The following is a 15,442-nucleotide window of genomic DNA, read 5'->3' on the forward strand; positions in this document are numbered from 1 at the left end:
CGCGAACCCCCCACAGGAGAGACCGCCCATGGACCGTCGCCGTTTCCTCCAGCTCAGCGCCCTGACCGCCGGAGGCACCCTGCTCAGCGCCTGCGGCGGAGGTGGCGCCCAACCGGTCAAGGCGGGTCCCACCGGCACCGCCGCGACCGGCGAGATCACCGTGTGGAGCTGGCAGGGGCCGGCGGCGATGATGAAGGAGCTGGTCCCGGCCTTCACCAAGCGGTTCCCCGGCGTCAAGGTCGACGTCCAGGACATCGGCAACCCGGCCATCTGGGACAAGATCACGACCGGGCTGGCCGCCGGTGGGCAGGGGCTGGGCGACGTGCTGCACATCGGCGTCGACTACCTGCCCGCCTATATCGAGAAATTTCCGGATGGCCTCGCCGACCTCGTCCCCCTCGGCGCCGACAGGCACAAAGGCGGCTTCGCCCAGGGCATGTGGGAGACCGTCAGCCGCGACGGCAAGGTCTACGCCCTGCCCTGGGAGGCCAACTCCGCCGGCTTCTACTACCGCGCCGACCTGTTCGAGAAGGCCGGCGTCGACGTCGAGGCCGTCCAGACCTGGGACGAGATGATCGAGGCCGGGATCACGCTCAAGGAGAAGACCGGCGTCCAGCTCCTCGGCATCGACAAGGCCGCCACCCAGGCCGACTCCGCCAACCTCTTCCAGGCGCTCATGCAGCTCCAGGACGCCTTCTACTTCGACATGCGGGGCAACATCACCCTCGACTCGCCCGCCGGGGTCACCGCGCTGACCATCATCAAGAAGCTCAACGACGCCGGCCTGGTCGCCGACTACGGCGGCGGCTGGGAGGCGATGATCGGCTCGATCAAGAAGGGCGGCGTGGCCGTCCAGCCGATGCCCACCTGGTTCGGCGGCATCATCGAGGAGACCGTCCCGGCCGAGAAGGGCAAGTGGAAGGTACGGCTCCCGCCCGCCGTCACCCGGGGCGGCAAGACCTCGGCCGTCGTCAACTCCACCCACCTGGCCGTCACCGGCACCAGCAAGCACCGCGAGGCGGCGTTCGCCTTCGCCGAGTTCGTCCTGACCCGCCCGGAGAACCAGGTCGCGATCTACAAGGGCAAGGGCATCGCGCCCGCGCTCATGTCCGCCTACGAGGACCCGGCCTTCCACCAGGCTTCGCCGTTCTTCAGCGGCCAGAAGAAGGGCGAGATCTTCCTCGACTCGCTCAAGCAGCCCTCCTACGTCACCAACTACTCCGCCGACTACCCGCGCGCGCTCAAGGCCGTCACCGACGCGCAGACGAAGGTGCTGCTCAAGGGCGCCGACCCGGCCGCGGTTCTCAAGGAGGCGGCCGACCTGATCGCCGGCCAGACCGGCCGCAAGGTGCTGCGGTGACGGCGAGCGCCCTCAGGTCGCCGATGCGGCTGGCGCCGTACCTGTTCGTGCTGCCCGCCGTCGCGCTGTTCGCGATCTTCAAGCTGTATCCGATCGCCTGGTCGTTCGTGCTCAGCCTGTTCAGGACCGACGGGGCGCTGCAGACGTTCGCCGGCGCCGCCAACTACGAACGCCTGGCCGGCGACCCGCTGTTCTGGACGGCGCTGCGCAACACCGCGCTCATCATGGTCGTGCAGGTGCCGCTGATGCTGGGGATCGCGATCGCGCTGGCGGTGGCGTTCAACTCGCCACTGCTGAAGCTGAAGGCGTTCTTCCGGCTGGGCTTCTTCCTGCCGATGGTGACCGGGCTGGTGGCGTACGGCATCCTGTTCGGGGTCCTGCTCAATCCGCAGGGCGGGCTGGTCAACTGGTTCCTCGGGCTGTTCGGCGTCCCGGAAATCCCCTGGCTCACCGACACCCTGTGGGCGCGCGTCGCCGTCGGCCTCGCGCTGACCTGGCACTACACCGGCTACAACGCGGTCATCTACCTGGCCAGACTGCAGGCGCTGCCCCAGGACCACTACGACGCGGCCTCGGTCGACGGCGCGGGCGCCTGGCGCCGGTTCTGGCACGTGACGCTGCCGGGACTGCGGCCGGTGCTGCTGCTCACGGTGGTCATGTCGACGATCGGCACGCTGCAGCTGTTCGACGAGCCGTACGTGCTGACCGGTGGCGGCCCCGACAACGCCACCCTGACGCTCGGCATGTACCTCTACATGAACGGCTTCCGCTACTTCGACTTCGGCTACGCCTCGGCCATCGCCTACGCGCTGGCGGTCATCATCGCGATCCTCGGCATCGTGCAGTTCAAGTTCCTGGGTGAAAAATCGTGAAAAAGGTGATGCTGACCTCGACACTGCTCATCACCGTCACCGTCGTCCTGGTGCCGTTCTACTGGCTGGCCATCGCCGGCACCCACAGCACCGGCGACATCTTCGGCAGCCCGCCACCCCTGCTCCCCGGCGGCCACCTCCTGGACAACCTCGCCAACCTCGAAGAGGGCATCGGCTTCAGCAGGACCGTGCTCAACTCCCTGCTGATCTCGCTGATCTACACGATCCTGTCCGGCGCCGTCTGCACCCTGGCCGGGTACGGCTTCGCCAAGTACTCCTTCAAGGGCAGGGAACTCCTGTTCGGCCTGCTCATGCTCGGCCTGGTCATCCCGAGCCAGGTGACGCTGGTGCCGTTGTTCAAGATGATGCTGGCTCTCGACTGGCTCAACACCTACCAGGCCATCGTCCTGCCGAACCTGGCGCTGCCGTTCGGGATCTTCCTGATGCGCCAGAGCATGTCCGCGCTGCCGGACGAGCTCCTGGCGGCCGGTCGCGCCGACGGCTGCGGCGAACTGCGGCTGTTCGTCCGCATCGTCCTGCCACCGATGCGCCCGGCGCTGGCCGCCCTGGGCATCTACCTGTTCCTCTACCAGTGGAACGACTTCGCCTGGCCCCTCATCGCGCTCCGCACCAAGGACGCCTACACCATCCCGCTGGCCATCGCCTCCCTGCAGGGCGCCACGGAGACCGACTACGGCCAGATCCTCGCCGGAACGGCCGTCGCCGCCCTCCCGATGGCCGTGCTGTTCCTGTTGCTGCAACGACACTTCGTGTCCGGACTTCTCGCTGGAGCTGTGAAAGAGTGAGCGTCACGACGGCGGGGCTGATGCCCGCGCCCACCGCCCACCTGCTCGATGACGTACGGCTGGCGGTGCTGCCCGCCTCCGCGCGCCGGGAGCTGAAGCGGCTGCCCGGCGGCGCCGCGGTGCTGGAGATCCACTCCGGGCAGGAGATGGAGATCCGGCTGTCGGTGGCGCTTGGGGACGCGGTGGGGTTCTGGCACCCCGACTGCCGCTGGAGCCGGACGATCGTGGCCGACTGGGCGGGGCGGGCCGACATCTCGCTGGTCAAGGGGGCCGCGGCCGGATGCCTCTATGACAGTTCCGGACGGACGATGCTGGCCTTCGCCGCCGCCGATCCGGTGCCCGAATGTTCGATGCGGTTCGGGGTGTCGGAGGAGAACAAGGCGTTCGTGGTGCATCTGCGGGCGCCCGCCGGGACCTACCGGCTCTACCTCGCGCCCCGGTCGGACAGCGTCGCGGTGGCGATGCGGCTGCTGCGGGCCGAACTGGGACGAGGGCCGGCGCCGGTGCCCGCCGCGGCTCGCGAGCCGGTCTATTCCACCTGGTACGGCTTCAGCCAGGCCGTCGAGCAGGAGGCCGTCGAGCAGGAGGCCCGGCTGGCGGCGGATCTGGGTTGCGGTGTGGTCATCGTGGACGACGGCTGGCAGGAGAAGGGGAACGGGCGCGGCTATCCGGGCGTCGGCGACTGGCAACCCGATATCACGAAATTTCCGGATCTTAAGGGTCATGTCGCTCGCGTGCGGGCGCTCGGCCTCAAGTACCTGCTCTGGGTAGCGCCCCTCCTGCTCGGGGCCGAGGCGGACCGCTTCGACGCGCTCGCCCAGTACGCCCCCGCCTCCAGCGGCCCGCCCGGCGCCCGTGTGCTCGACCCCCGCCACCCCGAGGTGCGGGCGCATGTCGTGGACACGTGCGCCCGCCTGGTCCACGACTACGGCCTCGACGGGCTGAAGATCGACTTCCTGGACGACGCCATGGTCTACGCCGGCAAGCCCACCCACGGCGACGTCGCCGACGTGGGCGAGGCCATGCGCCTCCTGCTGACCGAGGTGCGGGCGGCGCTGGGGCCCGAGGCGCTGATCGAGCTGCGCCAGCCGTACGTGGGGCCGGGCATGGCGGGCTTCGGAAACATGCTGCGCGCCGACGACTGCCCCGCCGACGCCGTGGCCAACCGGGTCCGCACGATCGACATCGGGCTGCTGGCCGTGCGCGGGGCCGTTCACTCCGACATGCTCATGTGGGATCCGGCGGCGCCGCCCGCGAGCGCCGCCAGGCAGCTGATCGGGGCGCTGCACGCCGTACCGCAGATCTCCGCGCGTCTGGCCGGCCTCGGCGCGGAGCAGCGCGAGATGCTGCGCTTCTGGCTCGCGCAGTGGCGGCGGCTGCGGCCGCTGCTGCTCGACGGCGAGGTCGAGCCGGGCCGCCCGGACGAGCTCTACCCCGTCGTGCGGGCCGGGCGCGGCGACGCGTGCGTCGTCACCGTCACGGCCGAGCGGGTGGCGGCCCTGGACACCGCCCGGCACCGTAAGATCACCTTGGTCAACGGTACGGCGGCGCCGCGCCTCGTCGTCGAGGTCGCCGGGCCGGGAGGGGTGTTCGCCACCGTGGTCCACGACGCCGCCGGCCGTATCATCGAGCGGGCGCGGCGCCGGCTGGAGCCAGGCCTGAGCGTGCTGTCCGTGCCGCCCTCCGGGCTGGCGATTCTGGAGGGGACCCCGTGAAGATCGGCATCACCGAGCTGGCCGCCCGCGCGGGCGTGAGTGAGGCCACGGTCAGCCGGGTCATCAACCGGCGCTCCGGGGTCGCCGCCAAGACGCGCGAGGCCGTCGAGCGCGCCATGAACGAGCTCGGCTACGAACGCTCCACCCGCGGCCAGATCGTCGCGGTGATCACGCCGTGGCTGTCGAACCCGTTCTTCTCCGAGGCCAGTGAGCTGATCGAGGCGGCGCTGGCGCCCCACGGGCTCAAGGGCGTGCTCTGCCCGGCGCTGCCCGGCGGCATACAGGAGCGCGAGTTCGTCACGTCGCTGGCCGACCACGGCGTCGCGGCGGTGGTGTTCCTGTCGGCCAGCAACACCGTCGAGGGCGCCGACCCCGAGACCTTCAACGTGCTGGCGGCGCGCCGCATCCCGTTCGTCGGCGTCAACGGCGGATTCGAGGGCCACGACGCGCCCGTCTACTCCACCGACGACTTCCAGTCGGCCGAGCTGGCCGTCGACCACCTGTGGGCGCTGGGACACCGCGCGATCGGCATCGCCTCGGGCCCGGTCGGCAACCAGCCCGCCGACCGGCGGGTCAAGGGCTTCCGCGCGGCGCTGGCCAGGCGCGGCGCGGCCGAGACCGAGCGGTGGATCGTCCGGCAGCACTACACCATCGAGGGCGGCCAGTCCGCCGCGCTGAGCCTGCTCAAGCAGGGCGTGACCGCGATCGTCGCGGCCAGTGACTTCATGGCGCTCGGCGTGATCCGCGGAGCCCGCCGCGAGGGCCTGTCGGTGCCCGCCGACCTGTCCGTGGTCGGGCACGACGGTTCCATGATCATGGAGTTCGCAGACCCGCCGCTGACCACCGTCCGCCAGCCGGTGGACCGGCTGGCCAAGGAGGTCGCCCGGGGCGTGGTCGCGCTGGTGAGCGGCCGCGAGGTGCCCACGGGCGAGCTGCTGTTCAACCCCGAGCTGGTCGTGCGCGGCTCCACGGCCGCGCCCCGCGCCTGACCTCTTTCGTCCCGGCTCCTTCCTTCCGTAGTACCGCACGATTCATCCGATCATCGGGAGACCCCATGAAACGCGTCGTGTTAACCTCCGCCCTCCTCGCCGCCGCTCTCGTCACCCCCGCCGAGGCCGCCTCCGCCGCGGCGCCGCTCGTCATCGTCAACCCCGGCTTCGAGAAGGGCCCCGAGGGCTGGACGTTCACCGCCGGCTCCGGCGTCGCCACCAACAACCCCCACGGCGGCGCGCGGCTCATCTACCTCGACTCCGGCCCCGGCAAGAGCGTCAGCCAGTCGATCACGGTGCCGGCCGCGGGCCGCTACTCGATCTCCGCGTGGATCGCCACCGGCGGCGCGGACGGCACGTTCTCCGCCAAGGTCAACGGCGCCGAGGCGGCGAGCGTCACGTTGCCCGCCCGCGGCGTCTACAGCCGCTACACCCTGTCGCGCCTGAGCCTGAACGCCGGCGACACCCTGGAGATCGTGTTCGGGTCCGGCTCCGGCTGGGTCAACGCCGACGACCTCATGATCTCCCCGGCCGCCCCCGCCGACCCGCGGGTGAGCTCGGGCAACCCCAAGGTCGTCGCGATGTTCGACTGGGCCAAGGCCAAGGCCGCCGGGTGGGTTCACCAGGACGGCGTCGTCGGTCCCATCAACATCGGGGCCACCAACCCGGTCGACCCGGGCGAAGCCCCGTACACCCCGACCTACTGGGGCGGATACGCCCACCGCACTGCGTACTATTCGCGTGACTTCGCCCACCAGCTCGCCGGCGCGCACATCCTGGGCTTCGACGCGGAGAACAAGAACATGCTGCGCTCGTTCGCCGCCAGCGCGACGCCGGAGCACAAGTTCTATCCGGTGTGGGCGATCAACTTCGACGCCAGGACCTGGCACACGATCGACTACAAGTCGCCGACGAACTTCGTGCGCGAGGTGCCGGCCACGTTCGAGCTGGTGGAGAAGGCCAACCAGGCCTTCCGCTGGACCGGCGACCGCGCCTACCTCGACGACCCGATCTTCTGGGACTACTACCGCAACGCCACGACCGGCTTCGTCGAGCAGCACGACGGCGCCAAGCCGAACGGCGTCGCCGAGGGCACCGGCAGGGGCATCTTCCAGGGCGTGGCCAGCTACAACGAGGTCAGCCGCGAGCCGCTGGCCGAGGCCGGCGACGGCATCGGCGCCCAGTACCAGGCCTACCGGGCGCTGGCCGACATGGCCCTGGACAAGCGCGAGGTGCGCCTGTCGATGGAGACCGGGGCCCGCGCCCGCGACCTCAAGCGCTACTTCAACCAGACGTGGAGCGTGAAGCCCGGCACGGATGAGTTCGTCCGCGCGTACACGATCGACGGCGCCCCGCTGACCGGCTTCGGCAAGGAGAACAGCTGGTTCATGCCGATGAAGGGCATCATCGACGCCGGCCCGCGCAACGACGCCTACCTCGACTTCGTCGACGCGCAGGCCTCGGGCCCCGACCGGCCGGCCAACATCGAGGCGATCACCTACCTGCCCGACACCTTCTTCCGCCACAACCGCAACGACACCGCCTGGAAGTGGATGCAGCACGTCTACGACCAGCGCGACGCCCGCCACGTCAGCAACCGCCAGGGCCTCAACGGGGACTATCCGGAGGTTCCGTTCACCCTGGTCAGCCAGACCGTCGAGGGCCTGATGGGCGTCCAGCCCGACGCCCCGAGGCGCACGGTCGCCACCCAGTCGCGCCTGCCCGGCGACATTCCCTGGCTGCGCGTGGACGCCGTACCGGTCGGCGGCGGCACCGTGGACGTCCGCCACGACGGCCGGACGTCGACCACCTTCACCAACCGCACCGGTGAGCTCACGTTCTGGGAGGCCCGCTTCCCGGCCGGGCACCGCTGGCTGACGGTCGCCGGACACCGCGTGCCGGGCGTCCAGAAGACGATCGACGGCGTCCGCCACACCGTCGCCGTCCTGCCCGTCCGCGACGGCCGGACGGTCACGGTCTCGGTCGCGAGCTGACGTCCCGGGAAGCCGTCGTCAGTCTCCCGGGCGGACGAGGCCGCTCTCGTAGGCGTAGACGATGGCCTGGGCGCGGTCGCGCAGGCCGAGCTTGGTCAGCACACGGCCCACGTGTGTCTTGACCGTCTGCTCCGACAGGACCAGCTTGGCGGCGACCTCCTGGTTGGACAGGCCGCGCGAGACCAGGACGAGGACCTCGGTCTCGCGCTCGGTCAGCCGGCCCAGGCGGCGGGTCGACGGGGCGCGCGGGCCGCCGAGGCGGGCGAACTCGCGGATGAGGCGCCGGGTCACCGCGGGGGCCAGGAGGGCGTCGCCGCCGGCGACCACACGGACGGCCTCGGCGAGCTGGACGGCCGAGGCGTCCTTCAGCAGGAAGCCGCTGGCACCGGAGCGCAGGGCCTCGTAGACGTAGTCGTCCAGATCAAAGGTGGTCAGGATCAGGATTCTGGCCGAAATATCCTCGCGTTGAGCGATGATTCGGGTTGCTTCGAGGCCGTCCATCACCGGCATGCGCACGTCCATCAGGATCACGTCGGGCCGCAGCTCCGCCGCCCGCTCGACCGCCTGCGCGCCGTCGGCCGCCTCGCCCACCACCTCGATGTCGCTCTGGGCGCCGAGGAAGACGGTGAAGCCGGTGCGCACCATGCCCTGGTCGTCGGCGATCATGACCTTGATCACGCCGCCTCCAGGGGCAGCCGGGCGACGACCTCGAAGCCGTCGGCGATCGGCCCCGCCTCCAGCGTGCCGCCGAGCAGCACCGCCCGTTCCCGCATGCCCACGAGCCCGTGCCCGGCCCCGGCCGAGGATTCGGCGGGCCTGGCGCCGGGGCCGTTGGCGACCCGTACGACCAGTTCGTCCCGCTCCCGCGCGACCTCCAGGGAGACGGTCGCCCCCGGCGCGTGCCGCATGACGTTGCTCAGCGACTCCTGCACGATCCTGTACGCCGACAGTCCCACGGCCTGCGGCACCTCCTCCACCTGCGGCGATCTTCTGAACAGCACGGCCAGCCCGGCCGCCCGCGCGTTGGCCACGAGCGCGTCGATCCGCTCCAGGTCCGGCTGCGGCGTGGTCTCCTTGCGCCCGTCGGCGTCGCGCAGCACGCCGAGCACCTGCCGGAGCTGGGCGATCGCGTCCAGCGACAGCGAGCGGATCACCGCCAGCCCCTCCTCCAACTGCCTGGCGTCCCCGGCCGCCTTGAGCGGCACCGCCTCGGCCTGAATGGCGATCACCGACATGTGGTGCGCGACCACGTCGTGCAGCTCGCGCGCGATGCGCGCCCTTTCCTCCAGAACGGCCTGCGCCCCCTCGGCCACCACCTTGAGCTGCGACTCCTCGGCCAGCCTGGCCGAGGCCCCGCGCCGGGCCCGCACGTTGTAGCCGAGCACCAGCGGCACCGCGAACACGGCCCCGGCCATGGGCAGCACGTTGGTGTTGACCACCCCGACGAAGGCCATCGAGACGACCCAGACGGCGATGGACACGCCCTCGGTGTTGCGTGAGGCCACGGTGTACAGGACCAGCACGTACGTCAGGACCAGAGGCCACGTGTAGGAGATGCCCTGAGGGGGAAACCCGTCGATCGTCCGGTCGACGAACACGTACGCCGGCAGCGTCACCAGCGCCGCCCGCCACGCGCCCAGCGGCCAGCGGTCACGCAGGGCCACGGGCAGGGAGAGCGCCAGGAAGGCCATCTGGAGCACCAGCGGCGAGGGCGCCTCCACCTTCTGCGCGTCCAGCCGGTCCCACAGGTCGGAGCCGGCCACGCCGTACAGGTAGAGGGCGAGGGCCAGCTCGGCCAGCCGTACCCCGTCGAGGGTGGTGAAGGGGGTCAGCCAGCGCGGCGCGGGGACGCGCGTGCGGCGGGTCGCGAAGGGAGGCGGCTCGGCTTTGCCCGTGAACAGTGCGAACTTCAGCGGCCGCACCAGGGCGGATATCACCTGAACGACCCTATGGCCGGTGCCGGGTAGCCGGCGTCACTCTCAAGGGCTACTTACATGATTACGATCGCCGTGAGCGAACATCGGCAAGCTTGGGAACATTCAGAGGCTCCGATGAATTGAGTCGGTATAACTCAACCCTTGGGAGTTCGCATGAGTGAGAAGCTGATCCTCCCGGTGCTGCCGCTGGACGACGAGGTCGTCCTGCCCGGAATGGTGGTGCCGCTCGACCTGTCCGACTCCGAGGTGCGTGCTGCGATAGACGCGGCCCAGGCATCCGGTGGCAACAAGCCACGGGTGCTTCTCGTTCCCCGGATCGACGGCAGATATGGCGCGATCGGTGTGCAGGCCGTGGTGGAGCAGGTCGGACGACTGCCGGGCGGTGAGCCCGCGGCGGTCGTACGCGGCGTGAACCGCGTGCGCGTGGGCACCGGCACCACCGGGCCCGGCGCGGCCCTGTGGGTCGAGGCCGACAGCGTCGACCGCGTGGAGCCCGGCGAGCACGCGCATGAGCTGGCCCGCGAGTACAAGGCGCTGGCCACGACCATCTTGCAGAAGCGCGGCGCGTGGCAGGTGGTCGACCAGGTCAACCAGATCGACGACCCCTCCGTGCTGGCCGACAGCTCCGGCTACACGCCGTGGCTGACCACCGCGCAGAAGGTCGAGCTGCTGGAGGCGCCCGACCCGGCCGACCGGCTGGCGAAGCTGGTCGACTGGTCACGCGAGCACCTCGCCGAGCTCGACGTCGCCGAGACGATCCGCAAGGACGTCCAGGAGGGAATGGAGAAGCAGCAACGCGAGTTCCTGCTCCGCCAGCAGCTCTCCGCCGTCCAGAAGGAGCTCAGGGAGCTCAAGGGCGACTCGGCCGAGAGCGAGGAAGAGGACTACCGCGTCCGCGTCGAGGCCGCCGACCTGCCCGAGAAGGTGCGCGAGGCCGCGCTCAAGGAGGTCGACAAGCTGGAGCGGACCTCCGACCAGTCGCCCGAGACCGGCTGGATCCGCACGTGGCTCGACACCGTCCTCGACATCCCCTGGAACACCAGGACCGACGACACCTACGACATCAACGGCGCCCGTGAGGTGCTGGACTCCGACCACACCGGCCTCGACGACGTCAAGGACCGCATCATCGAGCACCTGGCCGTGCGCAAGCGCCGCCAGGACAAGGGCCTCGGCGTGGTGGGCGGCCGCCGCAGCGGAGCCGTCCTCGCCCTCGCCGGTCCTCCCGGAGTCGGCAAGACCTCGCTCGGCGAGTCCGTCGCGCGCTCGATGGGCCGCAAGTTCGTCCGCGTCGCCCTCGGCGGCGTGCGCGACGAGGCCGAGATCCGCGGCCACCGGCGCACCTACGTGGGCGCGCTGCCCGGCCGCATCGTCCGCGCGATCAGGGAGGCGGGCTCGATGAACCCCGTCGTCCTGCTCGACGAGGTCGACAAGGTCGGCGCCGACTACCGGGGCGACCCGACCGCGGCGCTGCTCGAAGTGCTCGACCCGGCCCAGAACCACACCTTCCGCGACCACTACCTCGAGGTCGAGCTCGACCTGTCGGACGTGCTCTTCCTGGCCACGGCCAACGTCCTGGAGGCCATCCCCGGGCCGCTGCTCGACCGCATGGAGGTCGTCACCCTCGACGGCTACACCGAGGACGAGAAGTTCGCCATCGCCCGCGACCACCTGCTGCCCAAGCAGCTCAAGCAGGCCGGTTTCGAGGCCGCGGAGATCTCCTTCGAGGAGGGCGCGCTGCGCCGCCTGGCCACCGAGTACACCCGCGAGGCGGGCGTGCGCTCCCTGGAGCGCGCGGTCGGCCGGGTGATCCGCAAGATCGCGGCGAAGGACGAGGTCCCCGTCACCGTCAGCGCCGAGGCGCTCGTCGACTACCTCGGCCGCCCGCGGTTCGTGCCCGAGTCGTCGCTGCCGGAGTCCAAGCAGCGCACGTCGGTGCCCGGCGTGGCCACCGGCCTGGCGGTCACCGGAGCGGGCGGCGACGTCCTCTACGTCGAGGCGTCGCTGGCCGACCCCGAGACCGGCGACACCGGGCTCACGCTCACCGGCCAGCTCGGGGACGTGATGAAGGAGTCGGCCCGGATCGCCCTGTCCTACCTCCGCAGCCACGGCGCGGAGCTGGAGCTGCCGGTCACCGCGCTGAAGGACCGGTCGGTGCACGTGCACTTCCCGGCCGGCGCCGTCCCCAAGGACGGTCCGTCGGCGGGCGTCACGCTCACCACCGCCCTGGCCTCGCTGCTGTCCGGCCGCCTCGTCCGCAACGACGTCGCGATGACCGGCGAGATCTCGCTCACCGGGCGGGTCCTGCCGATCGGCGGCGTCAAGCAGAAGCTGCTCGCGGCGCACCGGGCGGGCATCACCACGGTGCTCATCCCGGCCCGCAACGAGCCCGACCTGGACGATCTGCCCCAGGAGATCCGCGACGAGCTGACCATCCACGCGGTCGGCGACGTGCGCGAGGTCCTGGACATCGCCCTCGCCCCGGCCAAGGTCGCCGCCTCCGCGGCCGCCTGACGCCTCCCGCGCCTGCCCCGCCGTACCAGCTGGATCTGGTACGGCGGGGCAGCTTGGCGTCCCACGCCCGTGAGGCAGCTCACAACCGGCCGGGGGAATAGGGCACGGTAAAGAGGTCGTTGGCACCAGCGTGAACGAGGCATACGCGAAAGACATGAGCGCCATGGGCGACGTCATGTGTCGTGGCATGCGCCGAATGCGCGCGATGGCCTGTCAGGCCCGCTGAGCGACCCGCCCGCCCGTTCTCGCCGAAGGTACCTCCTCATGATCGCACCACCCAGCTACGTGCTGCGCAGGCTCAGCCACCTGCCCTTCCACCCCGGCACGCGCTAGCCCTTCCCCCTCACCAGCCTGTTCCAGCTCGAGTTCGTCTCAGCGGCCCGCCCACGCGTGGTCGCCATCCGTGATGGGGAAATTTCGTGATCCAGGCTTCCGGCCTGCGCAAGCAGTACGGGGACACCGCCGCGCTCGACGGCGTCGACCTGCACGTGCGCAAGGGCGAGATCTTCGGCGTGCTCGGCCAGAGCGGCGCCGGCAAGAGCACGCTGCTGCGCTGCGTCAACCTCCTCGAACGCCCCGACGCCGGCACCGTCACCGTCGACGGCCAGGACCTGACCCGGCTCGGCGACCGCGAGCTCAACCAGGCCCGCCAGCGCATCGGCATGATCCACCAGCACTTCGCCCTGCTGTCGTCGCGGACCGTCGCGGGCAACGTGGCGTTCCCGCTGGAGGTCATGGGCGTGCCCCGGGCCGAACGCGAACGCCGCGTCGCCGAACTCCTCGACCTCGTCGGGCTCGGCGGCCGCGGCGCAGACCGCCCGAGGCAGCTGTCCGGCGGCCAGAAGCAGCGGGTCGGCATCGCCAGAGCCCTGGCCGGCAACCCGGCCGTGCTGCTGTCCGACGAAGCCACCTCCGCCCTGGACCCCGCCACCACCGACTCCATCCTGGGGCTCCTGAAGCGCCTCAACACGGAACTCGGCCTCACCATCCTGCTGATCACCCACGAGATGAACGTCGTCAAGGCGGTCTGCGACTCGGTGGCCATCATGGCCGGCGGCCGCATCGAGGAATCCGGCACCATCGCCGGCCTCATCTGCACCCCGGGCTCGCGCCTGACCCGCGAGATCTTCCCCCTGCCCGCACCGTCACCGGGCGACATCACCCTCACCTTCACCGGCCACGCCGACGAGCCGGTGATCTCAGAGGTCGTCCGCAAGTTCGACGCCGACATCAACGTGCTGGGCGGCGCCATCGAAGACCTCGCCGGGTCCCGCGTGGGCCGCCTGCGCGTCACCCTCTCCGGCGACCCGGCCGCGCTTTCGTACCTGCGCGACAAGGGCCTGCTGGTGGAGGTGGCCTCGTGATCTTCCCGCTCTCCCCTGCCGCGCGTCCGTTGCGACGACTCGCCGTTCGCCCGCTGCCCGTCCGGGCGGGCGCCGCTCTTCCGCTACGGCGGGGCCAGGTGGGCGCCGCCCGCCGCCGTGGGCTCGCGCCGATCATCCGAGCGCCGCGCACGTCGGACGTGGCCCTCGCCGCCACGACGCGTACGTGGCCCGCCACCGTGCCCCTGTCACCCGCCGCACCTGCTGCGCCGCCCACCCCCGACCACCACCCCGCCGTCTCGGCGCAGGGAACCGGGCCGGGGCGGGTGCGTGGTGCGCTGGGCTTTCAGGTCGGTGGGGCGGGAGCTGCTTCGGTGGCTGAAGGGTGGGGGGTTCTGTGAGCTGGGATGAGATTGTTCCGCTGCTCTGGGAAGGCGCCGGGCAGACGGCGGCCATGGTGGGGCTGGCCACTCTGTTCACCGTGGTGCTCGGGCTGCCGCTCGGCGTCTCGCTGGTCGTGTTCGATCGGGGTGGGCTGCGGCCGGTTCCGGCGCTCAAGGCGGTGCTCGGGGCGGTCGTCAACGTCGGGCGGTCGCTGCCGTTCATCGTGCTGATGATCGCGATCATCCCGTTCACCCGCCTGGTCGTCGGGACGACGATCGGCACCATCGCCGTGGTCGTGCCGTTGACCGTGGGCGCGGTGCCGTTCTTCGCGCGGCTCGTGGAGACGGCGCTGCGGGAGGTCGGCGGGGATGTGGTCCAGGCGGCCCAGGCGATGGGCGCCGGCCGTACCGCGATCGTGCGGAAGGTTCTGCTGCCGGAGGCGCTGCCCGGGATCGTCGCGGGGATCACCGTCACCGTGGTCGCGCTGGTCGGGTACTCGGCCATGGCGGGGACCGTCGGCGGCGGCGGGCTTGGGGACCTGGCCGTCCGTTATGGGTATCTGAGGTTCGAGGGGCAGGTCATGGTCGCCACGGTCGTGGTGCTCATCGTGCTCGTGCAGCTGATCCAGAGCCTCGGGGACCTCGTCGCGCGGCGCATGTCGCACAAGTAGTTCTTTTCACATCAAAAGGAAGATCAATATGAAGATTCGCGCTTTCGTGGGTGTCGCTGCCCTGTCGTTGTTGCTCGCCGCATGCGGTACGTCGCAGTCCGCCACCAGTTCGGCCAAGCCGGCCGCCGAGTCGGCCGACACGGTGCTCAAGGTGGGCGCCAGCCCGGTGCCGCACGCGGAGATCCTCACCTTCGTCAAGGACAACCTGGCCAAGCAGGCCGGGCTGAACCTCGAGGTGGTCGAGTTCACCGACTACGTGCAGCCGAACGTGCAGCTCAACGAGGGCCAGCTGGGTGCCAACTTCTTCCAGCACAAGCCGTACCTGGACGACTTCAACAAGTCCAAGGGCACCAAGCTCAGCTTCGTCACCCCGGTCCACCTGGAGCCGCTGGGCCTGTACTCGAAGAAGATCACCAACGTCGCCGCGCTGGCGAACGAGGCGACCGTCGCGGTGCCGAACGACGCCACGAACCTCGGCCGCGCGCTCAAGCTGCTGGCCGACAACGGCCTGATCACGCTGAAGGAGGGCGTCGGCACCGCCGCCACCGAGCGCGACGTCACCGGCAACCCGAAGAAGCTGACCTTCAAGCCGCTGGAGGCGCCGCTGCTGCCCCGCTCGCTGGAGGACGTCGACGCGGCGGTCATCAACGGCAACTACGCCATCGAGGCGGGCCTGAAGCCGGCCTCGCAGGCGCTGGTGCTGGAGAAGACCGAGGGCAACCCGTACGTCAACGGCCTGGTCGTGCAGGAAGGCCACGAAAAGGACGCGGGCGTCGTGACCCTGGGCAAGCTGCTGCAGGACCCGAAGGTCAAGGAGTTCATCAAGAGCAAGTACGCGGGCGCGGTCATCCCGGCCGAGTGACGCGGAAAATAAAGATC

12 protein-coding genes are annotated in these 15,442 nt (G+C 70.7%); 10 read left to right on the plus strand and 2 right to left on the minus strand.

Annotated features, from left to right (window positions below):
* Positions 1-28 precede the first annotated feature (28 nt).
* The 6 genes from ACIBI5_RS43775 to ACIBI5_RS43800 all read left to right on the plus strand — a co-directional run bounded on the left by ACIBI5_RS43775 (position 29) and on the right by ACIBI5_RS43800 (position 7,736).
* Positions 29-1,360 carry an ABC transporter substrate-binding protein gene (locus tag ACIBI5_RS43775; protein WP_397256145.1) on the plus strand — a complete coding sequence of 444 codons (1,332 nt, stop codon included), beginning with the start codon at positions 29-31 and terminating at the stop codon, positions 1,358-1,360.
* Entirely contained in the window at positions 1,357-2,232 is an 876-nt protein-coding gene (locus ACIBI5_RS43780; RefSeq protein ID WP_397256147.1) for a carbohydrate ABC transporter permease, read from the plus strand. The genes ACIBI5_RS43775 and ACIBI5_RS43780 overlap by 4 nt, the downstream gene beginning before the upstream one ends.
* Positions 2,229-3,038 (plus strand): carbohydrate ABC transporter permease, encoded by an 810-nt coding sequence (locus ACIBI5_RS43785; protein ID WP_397256149.1) that lies wholly within the window; start codon positions 2,229-2,231, stop codon positions 3,036-3,038. Before ACIBI5_RS43780 ends, ACIBI5_RS43785 begins: the two co-directional genes overlap by 4 nt.
* The gene (locus ACIBI5_RS43790) at positions 3,035-4,753 is read left to right on the plus strand and encodes a glycoside hydrolase family 36 protein (protein WP_397256150.1); all 1,719 of its coding nucleotides are present in this window, start codon (positions 3,035-3,037) and stop codon (positions 4,751-4,753) included. Before ACIBI5_RS43785 ends, ACIBI5_RS43790 begins: the two co-directional genes overlap by 4 nt.
* Positions 4,750-5,742 (plus strand): LacI family DNA-binding transcriptional regulator, encoded by a 993-nt coding sequence (locus ACIBI5_RS43795; protein WP_397256152.1) that lies wholly within the window; start codon positions 4,750-4,752, stop codon positions 5,740-5,742. Before ACIBI5_RS43790 ends, ACIBI5_RS43795 begins: the two co-directional genes overlap by 4 nt.
* A gap of 65 nt (positions 5,743-5,807) precedes the next feature.
* The gene (locus ACIBI5_RS43800; protein ID WP_397256154.1) at positions 5,808-7,736 is read left to right on the plus strand and encodes a hypothetical protein; all 1,929 of its coding nucleotides are present in this window, start codon (positions 5,808-5,810) and stop codon (positions 7,734-7,736) included.
* Positions 7,737-7,754: 18 nt separating this feature from the next.
* Here ACIBI5_RS43800 and ACIBI5_RS43805 read toward each other — a convergent pair whose 3' ends face one another.
* Positions 7,755-8,414, minus strand: coding sequence for a response regulator (locus tag ACIBI5_RS43805; RefSeq protein ID WP_397256156.1), 660 nt, complete (start codon positions 8,412-8,414; stop codon positions 7,755-7,757).
* Complete coding sequence (locus ACIBI5_RS43810; protein ID WP_397256158.1) at positions 8,411-9,673, minus strand: sensor histidine kinase; 1,263 nt, start codon at positions 9,671-9,673, stop codon at positions 8,411-8,413. The genes ACIBI5_RS43805 and ACIBI5_RS43810 overlap by 4 nt, the downstream gene beginning before the upstream one ends.
* 153 nt (positions 9,674-9,826) lie before the next feature.
* Here ACIBI5_RS43810 and lon point away from each other — a divergent pair, with 153 nt between their 5' ends.
* The 4 genes from lon (at position 9,827) to ACIBI5_RS43830 (ending at position 15,425) form a co-directional block, all read left to right on the plus strand.
* Positions 9,827-12,187, plus strand: a complete 2,361-nt coding sequence (lon, locus tag ACIBI5_RS43815; protein WP_397256159.1) for an endopeptidase La — start codon at positions 9,827-9,829, stop codon at positions 12,185-12,187.
* 419 nt (positions 12,188-12,606) lie between these two features.
* Positions 12,607-13,551, plus strand: a complete 945-nt coding sequence (locus ACIBI5_RS43820; protein ID WP_397256161.1) for a methionine ABC transporter ATP-binding protein — start codon at positions 12,607-12,609, stop codon at positions 13,549-13,551.
* A 355-nt stretch (positions 13,552-13,906) separates the two neighbouring features.
* On the plus strand, positions 13,907-14,563 hold the full coding sequence (locus ACIBI5_RS43825) for a methionine ABC transporter permease (protein WP_397256163.1): 657 nt from the start codon (positions 13,907-13,909) through the stop codon (positions 14,561-14,563).
* A gap of 28 nt (positions 14,564-14,591) precedes the next feature.
* Positions 14,592-15,425 carry a MetQ/NlpA family ABC transporter substrate-binding protein gene (locus ACIBI5_RS43830; RefSeq protein WP_397256164.1) on the plus strand — a complete coding sequence of 278 codons (834 nt, stop codon included), beginning with the start codon at positions 14,592-14,594 and terminating at the stop codon, positions 15,423-15,425.
* The last annotated feature ends 17 nt before the right edge of the window (positions 15,426-15,442 follow it).

The organism is Nonomuraea sp. NPDC050540, assembly GCF_044457485.1.
Lineage (GTDB): Bacteria > Actinomycetota > Actinomycetes > Streptosporangiales > Streptosporangiaceae > Nonomuraea.

Coding starts and splice junctions, on each gene's coding strand:
- lon (WP_397256159.1), top strand. CDS start 9,827: ATGAGTGAGAAGCTGATCCTCCCGGTGCTGCCGCTGGACGACGAGGTC.
- ACIBI5_RS43830 (WP_397256164.1), top strand. CDS start 14,592: ATGAAGATTCGCGCTTTCGTGGGTGTCGCTGCCCTGTCGTTGTTGCTC.
- ACIBI5_RS43800 (WP_397256154.1), top strand. CDS start 5,808: ATGAAACGCGTCGTGTTAACCTCCGCCCTCCTCGCCGCCGCTCTCGTC.
- ACIBI5_RS43775 (WP_397256145.1), top strand. CDS start 29: ATGGACCGTCGCCGTTTCCTCCAGCTCAGCGCCCTGACCGCCGGAGGC.